The following is a 16,598-nucleotide window of genomic DNA, read 5'->3' as shown; positions in this document are numbered from 1 at the left end:
GATCATGCCGTCGCTACTTCGCAGCCTTACCAAAAGGATATTTATCACCCTTACCATTGTGGTAACGGGAATATTCCTTTTATCCTGCGTGGCCTGGTATATCCCTCCCGGGAAATATTGGTATATCGCTTTACTGGGCGTTGGCTTTGCATTTCTCTGTTTTAGTGTATTTTGCCTTTTATTGTTCTGGGTGGTTTTCCGGTCACGTTGGTTTATGGTTCCGTTTTTTGCCCTGCTCATTGGCTGGAAGCCCATCAATGCATTTTTTGCGGTTCATCCTTTTTCTCCGTCCACAGAAAAAAAAGAGCCCGGGTCATTCAGGATTATGCAATGGAACGTGGCCCGCTTTGATGAAATGACTTACCGTCCCCATTCGCGTAAATCAAAAAGAATAGAAATCCTTGATTATGTGCGGAAGCAGCAACCCGATATTATTTGTATGCAGGAATTCCTGGAATCCAACAACCTGAAATTACTGGATGCCAATATTCCATATTTCAAAGATACACTTGGGTACTCCTATTTTTCTTATGCAATGGACCATCGGAGGCCCGATAAACGTTACGAGCATGGTATAGCCATATTCTCAAAATACCCGATCCGCAATACCGGCCGATGGAAATTCGGCGGTCCGAAATCCCTGAAAGCCGATGAAAGCTATATTTACGCCGATATTGAAATAAACGGTAAAATAATCAGGGTATTTACTACACATTTGCAATCCTTGTTATTTACCAGCACTGAATTCAAGAATGTAGAAGACATAAAGAAAGGCGATGACAGTACGATTGAAAAATCCTGGGCTATTTTCAGGAAATTCAGGCAGGCTTATGGTTTCAGGCAAAAACAGGCAGAACTGGTGCGCGAGCAACTTGATAAAAGTCCATACCCGGTTATTATTTGTGGTGATTTCAATGATGTTCCCAACTCTTTTGCCTATCATCGCATTAAGGGAGAAAGACAGGATGTATTTACCCAAAAAGGGTTTGGCATTGGCCGGACTTTTTCTTCCATTTCCCCAACTTTGCGCATAGATTATATTTTGGCCGACCAGCGATTCAGGGTTGTCCAATGCCGGAATCCGCACCCCAGGCTGTCGGACCATTTCCCGGTAATTGCAGACCTGGTGCTGGAAAACCCGGAATAATCCAATATTTTAGATGAATTCATAATCTTTATCCAAAGTGAACGTTATCCAAGTCATTTTACAAGCATATGTCAACACTTAAAGTATACAATTCTTATACAAGGCAAAAAGAGGCTTTTGAATCACTTGTACCCGGCTATGCGGGTATGTATGTTTGCGGACCAACTGTTAGTGGCGAGAGCCACCTCGGTCATGCCAGGCCATTTATCACATTTGACGTGGTATACCGCTACCTTATGCATTTGGGGTATAAAGTAAGGTATGTACGCAATATTACCGATGCCGGTCATTTTGAGGAAGAAGGCCGCGAGGCGGAAGACAAGATTTCCACAAAGGCACAGATTGAAAAACTGGAACCGATGGAACTGGTTCAGAAATACACCAACCTGTTCCACTGGGCCATGAAGCAATTTAATAACCTGGATCCAAGCATTGAGCCAACCGCAACGGGGCATATAGTGGAGCAGATCGAGATGATTAAAACCATAATTGATGCGGGCTATGCTTACGTGAAGAACGGGTCAGTGTATTTTAATGTGGTAAAATATGCCGAACACTATCCATATGGAAAACTCAGCGGGAGGGTAATGGATGAACTGCTGGAAACATCACGCGACCTTGAAGGTCAGGACGAAAAAAATAACAAACAGGATTTTGCCCTTTGGAAAGCTGCCCCCCCGGAACATATTATGCGGTGGAATAGTCCATGGGGGGAAGGTTTCCCCGGCTGGCATATCGAATGTTCGGCAATGGCTACCAAGTACCTGGGTAAACAATTTGATATCCATGGTGGCGGTATGGACCTGCAGTTTCCGCACCATGAAAGTGAAATTGCACAAAGTACCATTTGCAACCACCATGTTCCTGCACGTTACTGGCTGCACAATAATATGATTACCATCAACGGCCGTAAAATGGGGAAGAGCTATAATAATGTGATCAAGCTGACTGAATTGTTTAGTGGCTCACATCCTTTGCTGGAGCAGGCATACCACCCGATGACGGTACGCTTTTTTATTTTACAGACACATTACCGCAGCACACTTGATTTTGGGAATGAAGCATTGCAGGCTGCCCAGAAAGGTATGCGGCGTTTATGGGACGCTTATGATGTATTGGGAAAAATAATAGCAGGCGCAGCCATTGCAGGTGATGCAGAGCTGGATGCGCGCTGTAATAAGCTGGTAGATGAGTTTGATGAATTCATGAACGACGACCTGAATACTGCAAAAGTATTAGCCAGTATGTTCGAGCTGGTACCTGTAATTAATGGCATTAAGGACAAGCATATTGCCGCTACGGCATTAAGCACCGCCACTGTAGAAAAAATGCGCAAGGCGTTTAAAGCTTACCTTGAAGATATTTTCGGATTAAAAGATGAACAATCGGCAGCAGGTGGCGATAATAGCAAACTGGATGGGGTTCTGCAATTGCTTATTGATATCCGTAAAGAAGCCAAAGGCCGGAAAGATTTCGCGACCAGCGATAAAATCCGCAATCAATTGCAGGATCTGGGGGTAATTTTAAAAGATGAAAAAGATGGCAGCGTAAGTGTGAATTTTGCCTAAATAAAAAAGCATGAAAAATATATTCGCGTTATTATTCGCAATGATTTCTATGACAGCTATTACAAATGCCCAGAACAGTAAGAACACAGGGAAAGTTTTACGCCATGTGGTATTGTTTAAATTTAAGGAGACCAGTTCAGCAGCAGACATTAAGAAAGTAGAAGATGCTTTCCGTGCTTTGCCAGGTCAGATAAAAGAGATTAAATCTTTTGAATGGGGATTAAACAATAGTCCGGAGAACCTTAACCAGGGCTTCACGCATTGTTTTTTTGTAACCTTTAATTCAGAAGCCGACAGGGCTGTATATTTGCCGCATCCCGCACATAAAGCATTTGGCGAAGTATTAAAACCGCACCTCGACAAGGTTTTGGTTATCGATTATTGGGCGGCGCAATAATACCTGCTTATAAGGAAGGCCGTAGTGTAAGAGTGAACGGAACTTCTGTTTGTTCAAGCTCATTATTGAGAATCATTTGGGCAGTTGCTTCACCCATTGCCTGGAAGTTTGTAGAGATGGTAGTGATTCCATTCATAATAAATCGTTTCAACGGTGTTTCATTGTAGGAGATGATCCCCAGGTTCTTACCCACTTTGAGGTTTGTATGCTGTATTTTGTCTAGCAGTACGACGAGGTCTTCCTCCATGAGGTTGATATATACATCCCCGTCACTGATCGGCTCATCTTTTAAATCACGTACAACTTTGTAATTGTATGCGTACTCGCTGCAGAAAGCAAAAAAGCCTTTCAGAATTTCTTCCGGAAAATAGGTATAGGAAGGGAAAATAATTTTAATAGCCTGGTATTTCTGCATCTGGGGAAGAGCCTGGACCAATGCGTTAAAAATGTCCTTTTTAAAATTTTCATAAACTGCGCCAAAGGGCCGGGTAATGCCAGGTATTTTTTTGTCGAGCAGAATCAGGTTTGCCCCTTTGATGGCATTAATCAGTTCGTGTGCCTTTTCCCCGCCTTCCAGGAAATGGGGAATGATTACATAGTGGGTGTATCCTTCACTGTGTTCGGCCAGTAATTTCTTAAATATGCTGAAGTCATTATTATAGATATAAAAATCGATTGCTGCTTTTGCACCGAGTTTATTCACCAGTGAATCGTATATGATCTTTTTATGTGCGCTCAGTTTATTAAAAAGCAGGAAAATTTTATATGTCTGAATAAAGTCTGTTTTGGCAATAAAGTAGCCTTTGCCGGGAACAGAACCAATAATGCCCAAAGATTTAAGGTGGCGATATGCCTTCTCTGCCGTGTCGCGTGAAATATCGAGTTCATAGCTAAGGTCATTGATGGAAGGCAGCTGGTAGTCCTTTTTAATAATACCAGCCTCAACCCCCTTGATAATTGAGTTGGTCAGTTGCAGGTACTTGGGTGTAACCGACTTGTCATCAATTTGAATATACCGATAAACGTTATCAGAAAACATAATATTTATAAAGTAAGCCACTGCCTGAATTCATGCACAATTTAACATCAACTCAGTTATCAGCTCATAGTAATAAGCGGGTTTACAAACTGTAAAATAGCAAATCCTGAAGCATTTTCAGGCACACTGAATTTGAAGCTTGTTAAGGATACAGTGTAATTGCAGGGAAAACACTACCGTCTGCTTTAACCACAGGATGGGACAGGATGGTAAATTTCCCCAAAATGGTCAATTTTCCTTCAGTATATTGCTACATTTTCAACGATTCAATTTGCCACCATGATTTCATGTTTTAAGTTGATGCTGGCCAGGGCCGCCAACAAAATTGTGCTATCCTTTTGTTTGTTGTTACTGCTTATTGTTGCTGAAAATGTTAATGCGCAGATTACTGTCCAGCATTTGCTCACAGAAAACAGGGACAACCCCATTGGCCTTGATATTGCCCAACCCAGGTTTAGCTGGCAATTAAGTTCGCCTGCCAGGAATACCCTTCAAACCGCATTTGAGATCACTGTTCTTTCCGGAAAGACAGCAGTCTGGAACAGCGGCAAGCAAAATTCAGGTCAATCGGTGCAGGTGCCTTACCAGGGGCAAGCCCTGAAAAGCAACCAGCAATATACCTGGCGCGTAAGGGTTTGGGACAATCATGGTAAACAATCAGCCTGGAGTGCACCGGCCTATTTCCAAATAGCTTTTTTGGATGCTGGAGAATGGAAAGCAAAATGGATAATGCCCGGGTATATTGAAGACTCTGTTATGCGGCCTAGTCCACTGATGCGTAAAGAGTTTACTGCCGCAAAAAAAATCGTTTCCGCAACAGCATATATCACAGCGCATGGCATGTACGAAGCGCATATTAATGGCAAGCGGGTGGGAGATGCATATCTTACACCAGGTTGGACGGCATATAAAAAACGCTTGCAATACCAGACCTACGACGTAACCAGCCTGTTGAAAAGTGGTGCTAATGCAATTGCTGTTGAATTAGGAAGCGGGTGGTACCGGGGTATAATTGGGTTTACCAACAGTTTAAATGTATATGGAAAAGATATCGCATTATTGTTCCAGCTGAATATTACCTACAACGATGGCACAACTGAAACTATTGGTTCTGACCAGACCTGGAAGACGAGTACCGGCCAGATTCGGTATGCAGAAATCTACAATGGTGAAACAATTGATGCGCGTATGGATAAGCCAGGCTGGATGAAAGCCGGTTATCCTGATACCGATTGGTATGCGGCCAGGGAGGCCAACTTTCCTAAGGATGTATTGCTGGCAACTTATAATGAGCCGGTAAGGAAACAGGAAGTGTATAAGCCGGTAAAAATATTTACTACTCCGGCTGGTGAAAAAGTGATTGACTTTGGCCAGAACCTGGTGGGTTGGGTTGTGATGAAAGTAAAAGGAAATGCAGGAGACACTATCAGGATATCACATGCAGAAGTACTTGATAAAGCCGGGAATTTTTATACAGACAACCTGCGTTCTGCCAAAGCCCAGAACCAATATATTCTAAAAGGCGGCGTGCTGGAGGTGTTTGAACCGCATTTTACCTGGCAGGGATTCAGGTATGCTAAAATTGAAGGCTACCCGGGTGAACTGAATGCCAATAATTTTGAAGCTGTTTCCCTTTATTCGGATATGCCGCCAACAGGAACTTTTACCAGTTCCAATGAATTGATAAATCAGTTGCAGCATAATATTCAGTTGGGCCAGCGGGGTAATTTCCTGGATGTACCGACTGATTGTCCGCAACGTGATGAAAGACTTGGCTGGACTGGCGATGCGCAGGCGTTTTCCCGTACGGCATCTTTCAATATGCAGGTCAATAATTTCTTTGCCAAATGGTTAAAGGACCTGGAAGCTGAACAGGTAAATGGCACGGTACCTTTTGTTGTCCCGAATGTGTTGGGGAATCCCATCAGCAGTGCAGGCTGGGCAGATGCGGCCACCATTGTTCCCTGGAATATGTACCTGGCTTATGGCGATAAAAGGATGCTGGAGAACCAGTATTACAGTATGAAAAGTTATGTGGAAAGTATCCGGCGTTCGGCGAAAAATGATCTTTGGAATACAGGATTCCATTTTGGGGACTGGTTATTTTACCGTCCGGATGATGACAATGACGGACGGGCAGCCGTAACTGATAAATACATGCTGGCTCAATGCTTTTATGCAAATTCGACACAACTCTTAATCAACGCGGCCAGGGTATTGGGTAAGACAGAAGATGCTGCCAATTATGAATCCCTGCTGACCCGCATCAAGGAAGCATATCAAAGGGAATATGTTACCGCCAATGGCCGGTTGGTTTCAGGCACGCAAACTGCATATGTACTCGCTTTGGAATTTGATATGCTGCCGGAGCAATTGCGTAAACAGGCGGCAGAAAGACTGGTGGAGAATATCAAGAGTTATGATCAGCATATAACGACAGGATTCCTGGGATCATCACGTATTTGTCATGTACTAACCCGATTTGGTTATACCAATATGGCGTATAAATTATTATTACAGGAAACATATCCTTCATGGCTTTACCCGGTAAAAATGGGTGCAACCACCATCTGGGAAAGATGGGATGGCATTAAACCTGACAGCAGCTTCCAGACACCGGGTATGAATTCGTTTAACCATTACGCTTATGGCGCCATTGGCGATTGGATGTACAGGGTAATGGCCGGACTGGATACTGAGGAAGACGGTCCGGGATACAGGAAGATCAGGATCAGGCCACATGTTGGTGGGAAGTTCTCCCATGTTGCAGCCAGCCTGAAAACATATTATGGTATCGCTTCCAGCAGCTGGACGATTGAAGGTGACCAGTTAAAGATGGATATTGAGATTCCGGCAAATACAAGCGCAACCATCTATATTCCAGTTTTACCAAAGGCCGAAATCACTGAAAGTGGAAAACCACTTCTTGCAAAAAAAGAAATTCAATACATCAGGGAGGAAGCCGGTTATGCTGTTGTAACAGCGGGATCGGGCCTGTATCATTTTTCAACAGCCATTGATTCGCATCAATTTGCCAGTATAAAGAATGCAACTGATTATGAGGGTACATACCAGGTTAAGGAAGGCATGACTCGGGAAGTGGAGGTAAGTGCAGAAAATGGCAGCCTTTTTATTTCTGCCTGGGGGCATGAAACTGAATTGTTCCCTGAAGGGCCTAACTCTGACCATTTTAAAGGCGATAATGGCGCAATCGTAATGTTTACGCGTAACAGTTCAGGAAAGGTAGTAAAAGTGAGAATGGAGATGCAGGGTTTGGTATTTGATGGTGAACGATAGACATGGAATGAGCCTGGTTTTATTAACATAGTTCTATAAAATGAAAAGATGAGCAAATTAATAGTCAGGTTAAAGGGGGTATATTTATGGTTCTGAAATGGTTTGTCATATGAGAAAAATATTTATAGTAACATTCACGCTACTTTGTTTCCATGGCTGGTCTCAGCCGGAGGTGATTAAACTGTATCAGGGTAAAGCACCAGGCTCTGAGAGCTGGAACTGGGAAGAAAAACGGATGGATGTAAATATGTTTAATACACCAGTCGTGTATGATGTTGTTGAACCTACGCTTACGGTTGTTAAACCTGCCGGGACCAATACCGGCACAGCCGTGATTATCGCACCCGGAGGCGGTTTTCGTGTTCTGTCCATTAATAGCGAAGGAATGGATGTAGCCAATTGGTTAAGTAAGAAAGGCGTTACTGCTTTTGTATTAAAGTACAGGCTCGTACATGCCAAGACCAGTAACCCACCACAGGAAATGATGGATGGTATACGCGAAGGCAAAAAATTTGAAGAAGAAAATGCACCGGTTATTGCCATGGCCCTGAACGATGGACTTCAGGCAGTTGATTATGTCAGGAAGAATGCTGCGAACTATGGAGTTGATCCGCACAGGATCGGGTTCATGGGATTTTCAGCTGGTGGAACAGTCACCATGTCTGTGGTCTTTAATGCAAATGATAATAACCGCCCTGATTTTATAGCACCGGTTTATGCGTATACCGCTGCAGCTATTGGAAATAAAGTGCCCACTGCAAAGACCCCGGCGTTTATCGTGGCAGCATCAAATGATCAATTCGGTTTAGCGCCATCAAGTGTTGATATTTACAATAAATGGCTGGCAGCAGGTCAGCCGGCTGAATTGCATATGTATGAAAAAGGCGGACATGGATTTGGTATGCGCGTGCAGGATATTCCCACAGATTCGTGGATCGAAAGGTTTGGCGATTGGCTGGGTGAGAAAGGATTATTATGGCCTGTGAATCCAATGGGCTGGATGGCCACTACTAATTATCAGCAATCAAAAAAATGGGAAGTGGAAGGAGAAAAAAGATTCCATAATGACTGGGCAAACCTGGCAAGGTTTGCAGATGAAAATAAGGCTGTGGCAAAAATGCCCCTGGCAAAAAACAGGGTGGTTTTCATGGGCAATTCAATTACGGAAGGATGGAAAAGTACAGACAGTGCTTTTTTTGCCGGCCGTCAATATATCAACAGGGGTATCAGCGGGCAAACAACCCCTCAAATGGTGCTCAGGTTCAGGCCAGATGTAATAGACCTGAAACCTAAAGTGGTGGTGATTTTGGCAGGTATTAATGATATTGCCGGTAATACAGGTCCAATGACCCTTGAGGAAACTTTTGGCAATATTGTATCTATGGCTACACTTGCAAAAGCCAATAAAATAAAAGTTATCATTTCTTCAGTATTACCTGCCTATGATTTCCCCTGGCGTCCGGGAATGGAACCTGCACCTAAAGTGATCGCATTAAATAAAATGTTGAAAGAATATGCTGCTAAGAACGGATGCGGTTATGTTGATTACTTCTCTGCAATGGCTGATGGCAGAAATGGTTTGCCCGTATCCCTTGCAGGAGATGGCATCCATCCTAACCTGGCAGGATATAAAATAATGGAACCCCTGGTTGAAAAAGAAATCGCAAAAGCACTTAAAGATTAAAATAGCAATGCAATGATGAGATCATCCGTCTCGGCAATCATCCTGGTTATGATTGCTTTTATTATTTTAGGAACAGTATCATGTTCCAGTCGTTCAGGTAAGGCGCACGTACTGATATTCAGTAAAACTGCCGGCTTTCACCATGAATCAATCCCGATTGGAATTGCTGCAATTCAAAAACTGGGAAAGGAGAATGAGTTTGAGGTTGACACAACGGTTAACCCGGAATTATTTACAGATGACAGTCTGCAAAAATACGCTGCTGTCATCTTTTTAGGCACTACCGGTGATGTGCTGAACAATTACCAGGAGGCAGCTTTTGAGCGTTACATCCAGGCCGGTGGCGGATATGTTGGCGTGCATTCTGCAACTGACACTGAATATGACTGGGGCTGGTATGGCCGGCTGGTGGGCGCCTATTTCCTTGATCACCCCGGTATGAAAGATACTTTTCCGAATGTCCAGGAAGGCATATTGCATGTGGTGGATAAAGATAATATTTCAACAAAGCACCTTCCTGAGCAATGGAAAAGAACGGATGAGTTTTACAGCTTTAAAAAACTGAATAAAGATGTAAAAGTGCTGATGACCATCGATGAGAAAAGTTATCATGGCGGTCATAACGGTGATGACCATCCTATGGCCTGGTACCATGACTTTGATGGAGGAAGGGCATTCTATACAGAACTTGGTCATACTGCAGAATCATATTCAGAGGAGCCATATTTAAAGCATTTGCTTGGTGGAATTAAATATGCAATTGGTGAAAACAGGAAACTGGATTATTCCAAAGCGACCACGCAAAACGTGCCTTCTGAAGACCGGTTCACCAAAACTGTACTGATTACCGGCCAGTTGTATGAGCCCACAGAGATGACTATCCTGCCTAATCTGGATATCCTGATTACACAGCGAAGGGGTGAAGTATTAAGGTATAGAAATAGCGATTCAACCTTGAAGCAGGTTTTGTTTCTGGATGCTTATTTTAAAACGAAAACCGCCGGCGCTAATGCGGAAGAAGGCGTGCTTGGTATAAAAGCTGATCCTGATTTTGCAAAGAATAAGTATGTATATATTTTTTATAGTCCGGCTGATACTTCCGTAAACAGGCTTTCCCGCTTCACTTTTGAAAATGATTCGCTTATTAATGAAAAAGTAGTGTTACAGTTTTATTCCCAGCGGGAGATCTGCTGCCATACGGGCGGATCTGTAGCATTTGATAAAGATGGGTTGCTTTTTGTATCAACGGGTGATAATTCAACGCCATTTAATGAGAAAAATATGCCCTATGTTAATAATGGTTATGCACCATTGGACGACCGGCCGGGTCACGAACAATATGACGCCAGGCGTTCATCGGGCAATGCCAATGACCTTCGGGGTAAAATATTGCGTATACGTGTAAAGCCTGATGGCAGTTATGAGATACCTGAAGGCAACCTGTATCCGAAAGGAACACCAGGTACCCGGCCTGAAATATATGTACAGGGAAACAGGAATCCTTACCGTATTTCGGTAGACCAGAAAAACGGATTTCTCTATTGGGGTGAAGTAGGTCCGGATGCGAATAGTGATAGTTTTGATGTGAGAGGGCCAATGGGTTATGATGAAATTAACCAGGCGCGTAAAGCAGGTTTCTTCGGATGGCCACTATTTGTTGGCAATAATTACCCCTACCATGAATATGATTATGCGACAGGGAAAACCGGACCAGTTTTTGATCCTGCCAAACCGATAAATACATCGCGTAACAATACCGGAATTAAGGAGTTGCCGCCAGCTCAGCCGGCATTTATCTGGTATCCCTATGGCCCTTCAAAAGATTTTCCGCAAGTAAAAACAGGTGGCAGGAACGCAATAGCAGGCCCGGTTTATTATACCGACATGTTTCCTAAAGAAACAAGATATCCTGATTATTATAATAAGAAATTATTCATATCAGATTGGATCCGTGGCTGGATAAAGGTAGTTACTATGCGTGAAAATGGCGACTTTGACAAGATGGAGCCTTTCATAGAAAATACTAAATTGAATTCTGCGATAGATATTGAAGTGGGCCCTGACGGTAGGATTTACCTGCTTGAATATGGAAGTGGCTGGTTTTCAAAAAATCCAGACGCCGGCCTGGCGAGGATTGACTATAATGCCGGAAACCGTGCACCGAAAATTACTGGTATCAGTGTTGATAAGACCTCTGGCGCATTGCCATATAAGGTTGTAGCGAAAGTTGAAGCAAAAGACCCTGAAAAAGATAAGCTGACCTATACCTGGAATTTGGGCAATGGTGTGAAGAAGGAAACAACTGAACCTGCAATTTCCTATACTTATGAAAAGCCGGGAGATTATGCCATTTCTGTTGTTGTGAGCGATGATAAAAATAAATCCTCGAACAGTCCTTCAATAAATGTATATGCAGGAAATGATGCGCCTGAAGTGACTGTTCATATAAATGGGAACCAGTCATTTTATTTTCCAGGCAAACCGGTATCATATTCAGTAAGTGTTCAGGACAAGAATGATCCCACTGCAGCAACTGATATGTCTGGCTTATATGTTTCTGCCGATTACGTTGAGGGAACCGATAAAGCCGGTGCTTCAATGGGGCACCAGGTTGTTTCCGACATCATTATGGGCAAAAGCATGATTCAAACCCTCGATTGTAAATCTTGTCATAAGGCAAATGAAAAATCAATCGGGCCAGCATTTATTGATGTGGCTAAAAAGTACGAGAAGCAAGCGGATGCAGCGGCCTATCTGTCCAATAAGATCACAAAAGGTGGTTCTGGAGTTTGGGGTGAAGTGGCAATGCCTGCGCATCCTTCCTTGAAACCGGAAGATATGCGGCAAATTATATCATATATCCAGTCATTGGCCGGTAGTGCAAAGGCGGTAAAATCCCTTCCGGCATCAGGAACAGTAGCTCCTACACTAAATAAAAAACCGATTAATAATGGTGTACTTGTTATCTCTGCCAGTTATACAGATAAGGGTGGTAACAATATTAAACCCCTGTCTGGCAGTTCTTCAGCTGCATTGATCAGTACAAAATTAAATTTTGAATCAGCCACTAACCTAAAGGAATTTTCGGTGGTGGATTATAATGACATGACCCTGATGGTCATTCCAAAGTCAACCGGCTCATTTAGTTTTGAAAACCTTGATCTTTCCGGTATCAATGCAGCTGACTTTGCAGCTGGCTGGCAGGTAGCTCCCAAAAGTGGTTTTACTTTTGAAGTAAGGCTTGATGCCCCCGACGGGAAAAAGCTGGGTGAGGTAGTATTGCCGGGCGGCCTTGCCGATAAAGGACCTGGTGGTAAATTTGGAGGAACCATGTTGTCTGTAAAACTGGAACCTGTTACAGATGGCAAAAGACATAGCCTGTATATAATTAGCAATCCTAAGGATCCAGGTGGATCTGACCAGGCAGCATTGCAAGCCATTCAGTTAATTTCTAAATAGTTTTAATTTTTTAATAAGTAGAGCAAAGTAAAATGTTGGGCAAAAGAATCTTATTAATAGCAATCGTAGTTTTTATCAGTGCAGTAAGTTATAGTCAGCAATTGTTTTCCTTACAGGGCACTGTATCAGATAAGAATGCCCATCCATTACCGAATGTTTCAATTCATTTACTGAATACCCTGAAGGCCGTGGTGAGTGATATGAATGGCAAGTTTAACTTTCCCGGTTTAGCACCGGGCAATTATGAAATTGAGCTGACATGTATTGGATATGCTGCTCAGAGCCAGGCTATAGTTGTTGGACAGCAAGAATCGGCTCAGCTTGTTTTTGTATTGCAGGACCAGGCTACGCAATTGGATGATATTGTGGTAACAGCTAATAAAAGCGAGCAGCAGTTACAAAAAACGCCACTTAGTATTACAGCATTGAGTAGCCGACAGGTGGAGCAATACCGTTTATGGAATAGCAAGGAGCTAACGGCTATTGTTCCAAACCTGTATTCCGGAAATTCAGGTGACGACAGGAATGTTACTTCCATAAGGGGCATCACAACCACTTCTTATGACCCCGCCGTTGCTGTTTATGTTGATGGTGTAAACCAGTTTAGCCTCGACACCTATATACCGCAACTTGCCGACATTGAGCGTATAGAAGTGCTGCGTGGACCACAGGGTACATTGTATGGCCGGAATGCCATGGGTGGTGTAATCAATATCATTACCAAACAACCAGCTAATACAACCACTGGATTTGCCGAGGTAAGCATGGGGGATTATGGTTTGCAGCGTTACGCAGCCGGTGTTCGTACGCCGCTGGTTAAGGGTAAGCTATTCTTTGGTGCTTCTGGCGTATATCAGCAAAGGGATGGCTATTATACGAATGAATTCAATCATCAGCCTTTTGATAATCAAAAAGCGCTCACCGGCAATTATTACCTGAAATACCTCATTAGCGATAAGTGGACAATAACCGCAAATGTAAAGCACCAGAACAACAGGAATTTCGGAGCCTACCCCATGGTTTTTGGTGTTGAGGAGGCTTTTGCAAATCCGTATAAGCTGAACCAGAATGCCATTGGGGAAATGGTGGATAATACCCTGAACAGTTCCCTTACACTGCTACATGAGGGCAAAGGATTTCAGTTCAGTTCACAAACAGCCTGGCAAACAAATCGCCGGATTTATAAGTCGCCCATTGATGGTGATTTCTCACCTATCGATGGCGTTACTATAATAAATGATTACGGGAATGACTGGAATAAAGTGAAAGTGTTCACACAGGAATTCAGGTTTAATTCAACGCCACAAAAATCTGAACGTTTTAACTGGGTTGCAGGTACTTATTTTTTCAGTCAGCATAATCCATCGAAACAAGCCACTCACTTTGGAGAAGATGCCGGAATGATGGGCGTACCAGATGTTAATTTTTCAACAATCAATAGTAGTACTGCAAAGAATAAGGGTGTAGCCTTCTTTGGTCAGCTGGGATATGCGCTAACAAAGAAAGTCCAGTTAATTGGCGGGCTCCGTTATGACTATGAATCCAGGTACATGAATGTAAAAGGAGAGTACCAGAAAGATGGGCAGGATGCAATTACAACGCAACCGGATACGGCTACCACAGTGAATTTCAGTGCACTTTCACCTAAGCTGGGTGTCGCCTACCAGGTTTCAGGAAACAGTAACCTTTTCGCCAATTACAGCAGGGGCTTCCGCACGGGTGGACTTACCCAATTATCTGCCGATCCTTCACAGCCCCCCCTATATCCGTATAAGCCGGAATATAGTAATAACATAGAAGTTGGCTGGAAGAATTCGGTACTGAATAACCGCTTGCGCATTAACGTTACTGCTTTCTATACCACCGTAACTGATGCACAGGTACCCACGCTGGTTTTACCGGAAGCCATTACGGTTACCAGGAATACCGGTAAACTAAATAGCATGGGTGTAGAGCTGGAGATTTCCGCCAGGCCATTTAAAGGATTTGAAGTGGATTATAATTTAGGTTATACAAACGCGAAATACAGTTCATTGAAATTGTCACAGAATGGTGAAGAAGTTGACCTGGATGGTAAGAAGCAGATTTTTACACCTGATATGACTTCAATGCTTGCGCTGCAATACAGCTACCCGGTTTCTGTAAAGAACCAGGTAACGCTGGTTGCAAGGGGCGAATGGATGTATTTAGGGCAGCAGTATTTTGATCTTGCCAATACTATCAGGCAATCACCCTACCAGGTCCTCAATGCGAGGATAGGCGTTAATGCCAGGGCATTTGGGTTATTTTTCTGGGGTAGGAACCTGACGGGTAAAAAATATATCGCATATGCCTATGATTTTGGGGCGGTGCATTTGGGTGATCCTTCTACAGTTGGTTTAACCGGCACATTTCGCTTTTAATTAATTAAGGCCTGAAACCGCATTATGAAACATGTTAATTTAAGCAGTTGTAAGTTCCTGTTGTTTGCGCTCCTCCTTGTTGCCTGTGGTGGGCAGCCAAAAAAACAGGAAAATACAACTGCTTCAGGCGATGGCCCGAATGAGTGGAAATTGGGTGTGGCTTTGTGGACTTTCCATACTTTTTCCTTTCCCGATGCATTGGATAAAGTGGATAGTTCAGGAATTAAATACGTTGAAGCCAATATGTTTCAAAAGGCCGGTATTGAATTAAAGGATACTGTTGTTGGCCAGCTTTCCCCCGATGGAATTGAGAAACTGAAACTTTTGTTGCAGTCGAAGGGGCTGGCCATGGAGTCAATTTATATTGCAGGGGATACTACGGTGGCATCCTGGAAAAAACAATTTGATATTGCCAAACAGTTCGGTGTAAAATTCGTAGTTGGGGAACCTCCGGTATATTTATGGGATAGCATAGACAGCCTTGCAGGCCTTTATGGCTTGAAGCTGGCAATACATGAACATTGGAAAGGTGTGAGTGCCTACTGGCATCCGGATTCTGTATTGGCAGCGATTAAAGGCCATCCTAATTTTGGCGCATGTGCCGATCTTGGCCATTGGCCAAAAAGTGGTGTAGATCCGGTTGAAGGTGTGAAGAAATTAGCCGGCCATATCATGGCCATCCACCTGAAAGATATTGCTGCATTTAATGACTCCAAATTGCTTGATGTTCGGGTAGGCACCGGCGTTGTAAATTTCCCGGCTGTCTTTGAAGAGCTCAAACGCCAGGGATTTAAAGGAAATATTAATGTTGAGCGTGATTATGAAGGCAAGCCAAGCAACCTGCCTTCATTAAAGGAAACTATTACCTACTATAATGAACAGGTGGGTAAATTAAAATAATTATTTAGCCTATTGGGTTAAAGTCACTTTACGGAACGCCACTTCAGCGCCTTCGGCCTGAAGGGCTATCTGTCCCTGTGAAGCCGTACAATTAGTTCCGGCATTAACCAGCGTATCATTCACCCATACCGTTATTGAATTGCCCTTGCATTCTATTTTCATGTGGTTCCATTCGCCCAAAGGTTTTTCTGATCCATCAGTTAAATTGATGATCCTTCTGCCTTTCCCTTCAGTCACTCCCCAATCTTGTTTGGGTCCCCTTCTTTTTTCCATATCGGGAACGGTTATATCTTCCCCGATGCACCAGAAGTCACCGGCATTTTCGTGCATCATCTGGCACTCAATGGATTTAGGAAACATTTTATATAACACACGTGGAGTTGAAGCATGGACCAATACACCGCAGTTTCCAGGTGTATTTACAAAACGGTATTCCACATCCAGTGTGTAATCATGATAGATAGCATCGGTAATAAGATGTCCCTGGGGATTCCCCATACTGATAAGTTCGCCATTCCGAACCAGGAATGGGCTTTTCAGGCTTTTGTCTTTGTCCATATCAGGAACATCTGGATGCCAACCGGTAAGGTCCTTTCCGTTGAAAAGTTCAACGATCCTTTGATTGCTCCCTGGTGCTTTATGACAATTGGCACATAATATGGCAGTGCTGATAAAGATCAGTAGTTGCTTCATTGTATTATATTT

At 43.3% G+C, this 16,598-nt stretch carries 10 protein-coding genes; 8 read left to right on the top strand and 2 right to left on the bottom strand.

What is annotated here, in order from left to right; all coding sequences use genetic code 11:
- The first annotated feature begins 4 nt into the window (after positions 1 to 4).
- From LAQ65_RS16835 to LAQ65_RS16825, 3 genes are all read left to right on the top strand, one after another.
- Positions 5 to 1,147 (top strand): endonuclease/exonuclease/phosphatase family protein, encoded by a 1,143-nt coding sequence (locus LAQ65_RS16835; protein WP_224118165.1) that lies wholly within the window; start codon positions 5 to 7, stop codon positions 1,145 to 1,147.
- 68 nt (positions 1,148 to 1,215) lie between these two features.
- Complete coding sequence (gene cysS / locus LAQ65_RS16830) at positions 1,216 to 2,715, top strand: cysteine--tRNA ligase (RefSeq protein WP_224118164.1); 1,500 nt, start codon at positions 1,216 to 1,218, stop codon at positions 2,713 to 2,715.
- Positions 2,716 to 2,725: 10 nt separating this feature from the next.
- Entirely contained in the window at positions 2,726 to 3,112 is a 387-nt protein-coding gene (locus tag LAQ65_RS16825) for a Dabb family protein (RefSeq protein ID WP_224118163.1), read from the top strand.
- Positions 3,113 to 3,119: 7 nt separating this feature from the next.
- On the opposite strand, the gene LAQ65_RS16820 is transcribed toward LAQ65_RS16825, so the two are convergent.
- Positions 3,120 to 4,151 (bottom strand): winged helix-turn-helix domain-containing protein, encoded by a 1,032-nt coding sequence (locus LAQ65_RS16820; RefSeq protein WP_224118162.1) that lies wholly within the window; start codon positions 4,149 to 4,151, stop codon positions 3,120 to 3,122.
- A 279-nt stretch (positions 4,152 to 4,430) separates the two neighbouring features.
- Here LAQ65_RS16820 and LAQ65_RS16815 point away from each other — a divergent pair, with 279 nt between their 5' ends.
- The 5 genes from LAQ65_RS16815 to LAQ65_RS16795 all read left to right on the top strand — a co-directional run bounded on the left by LAQ65_RS16815 (position 4,431) and on the right by LAQ65_RS16795 (position 15,893).
- Positions 4,431 to 7,448, top strand: a complete 3,018-nt coding sequence (locus LAQ65_RS16815; protein WP_224118161.1) for a family 78 glycoside hydrolase catalytic domain — start codon at positions 4,431 to 4,433, stop codon at positions 7,446 to 7,448.
- Between the two features lie 109 nt (positions 7,449 to 7,557).
- Positions 7,558 to 9,132 carry a GDSL-type esterase/lipase family protein gene (locus LAQ65_RS16810; RefSeq protein WP_224118160.1) on the top strand — a complete coding sequence of 525 codons (1,575 nt, stop codon included), beginning with the start codon at positions 7,558 to 7,560 and terminating at the stop codon, positions 9,130 to 9,132.
- Between the two features lie 12 nt (positions 9,133 to 9,144).
- Positions 9,145 to 12,591 (top strand): ThuA domain-containing protein, encoded by a 3,447-nt coding sequence (locus LAQ65_RS16805; protein ID WP_224118159.1) that lies wholly within the window; start codon positions 9,145 to 9,147, stop codon positions 12,589 to 12,591.
- A 32-nt stretch (positions 12,592 to 12,623) separates the two neighbouring features.
- Positions 12,624 to 14,993 carry a TonB-dependent receptor gene (locus LAQ65_RS16800; RefSeq protein ID WP_224118158.1) on the top strand — a complete coding sequence of 790 codons (2,370 nt, stop codon included), beginning with the start codon at positions 12,624 to 12,626 and terminating at the stop codon, positions 14,991 to 14,993.
- A gap of 24 nt (positions 14,994 to 15,017) precedes the next feature.
- A complete protein-coding gene (locus LAQ65_RS16795) occupies positions 15,018 to 15,893 on the top strand; it encodes a sugar phosphate isomerase/epimerase family protein (protein ID WP_224118157.1) in 876 nt (291 codons plus the stop codon).
- A gap of 9 nt (positions 15,894 to 15,902) precedes the next feature.
- On the opposite strand, the gene LAQ65_RS16790 is transcribed toward LAQ65_RS16795, so the two are convergent.
- Positions 15,903 to 16,586, bottom strand: coding sequence for a 3-keto-disaccharide hydrolase (locus LAQ65_RS16790; RefSeq protein ID WP_224118156.1), 684 nt, complete (start codon positions 16,584 to 16,586; stop codon positions 15,903 to 15,905).
- Between the last annotated feature and the right edge of the window lie 12 nt (positions 16,587 to 16,598).

It is taken from the genome of Flavihumibacter profundi, assembly GCF_020076305.1.
GTDB lineage: Bacteria > Bacteroidota > Bacteroidia > Chitinophagales > Chitinophagaceae > Flavihumibacter > Flavihumibacter profundi.
The sequence above is the reverse complement of the archived record's forward strand: the minus strand, read 5'-3'. Positions and strand labels throughout refer to the sequence as shown.